At 39.9% G+C, this 759-nt stretch carries 1 protein-coding gene and 1 pseudogene; one reads left to right on the top strand and one right to left on the bottom strand.

Annotated features, from left to right (window positions below; translation table 11 throughout):
- Positions 1-466 (top strand): serine hydrolase (locus HRG09_RS28240; RefSeq protein WP_174104090.1); only part of this gene is annotated, 466 nt, incomplete at its 5' end.
- Positions 467-611: 145 nt separating this feature from the next.
- Here the strand turns inward: HRG09_RS28240 and HRG09_RS29310 are convergent.
- A pseudogene (locus HRG09_RS29310) lies at positions 612-759 on the bottom strand (IS6 family transposase); the annotation flags it as partial.

Here is a 759-nt window from a genome sequence, read left to right as displayed (position 1 = left end):
GTCGAATACATTCCTACCTGGCAATTCAAGCGTTATTCCAGGCACCAAGCATGCCCGTGGCTATGTCCAACCAGAAGGGGCAAGTGAGCTAAAAGACGTTACCTATTTTAACCCCAGTATAGGCAGCTCGGCTGGAGATATGATTTCTACTGCTGACGACTTAAACAAATTTTTCTCTTCCTTGCTCGGTGGCAAATTACTGAAGGAACAGCAACTAAAACAAATGCTTACTACAGTTCCTACAGGAATTGCTGAAATCGGCAGATATGGTCTTGGAATCTATGAAAATAAGCTTCCCAACGGTGTCTCAATATGGGGGCACTCAGGTGGCATTCCAGGGTTTGTTACTTTTGCGGGAGGTACAATTGGAGGCAAGCATACGTTGGCCGTCAGTTTGAACAGTATGGGTAGAGCTAATAGTCCTGATCCTTTTAAAAATATTTTACTTGCTGAATTTAACAAGTAGGCAAAAAGGAAAAGCGGATAAATTTTTTCATAGTTTTTATAGTTAAAAATATACCTTTCTGGTTCAAAAACCCCCAACTTACTCTAAAAGGTTCTGTTGCAAAGTTCTTTAGCAGATAAAAAGTCAAATTCAGTACAATCAAATTTTATGCAATAGTAAGTAATCGCTGTAATTCATTGTACGTTGAAAAACCGAAGTCTGAGCCAAGACTTCGGTTTCGTTTATATAGAGCATGAATCGTTTCGATTCCTTTCAAGGTACGGGAAGCGTGGCGAAGATTTTGAAATCCTGCT

This window comes from Bacillus sp. Xin1 (assembly GCF_013314535.1).
In the GTDB taxonomy this organism is placed as follows: Bacteria; Bacillota; Bacilli; order Bacillales; family Bacillaceae_G; genus Bacillus_A.
Note: the sequence above shows the minus strand (reverse complement) of the source record. Positions and strands in the feature narration are given on the sequence as shown.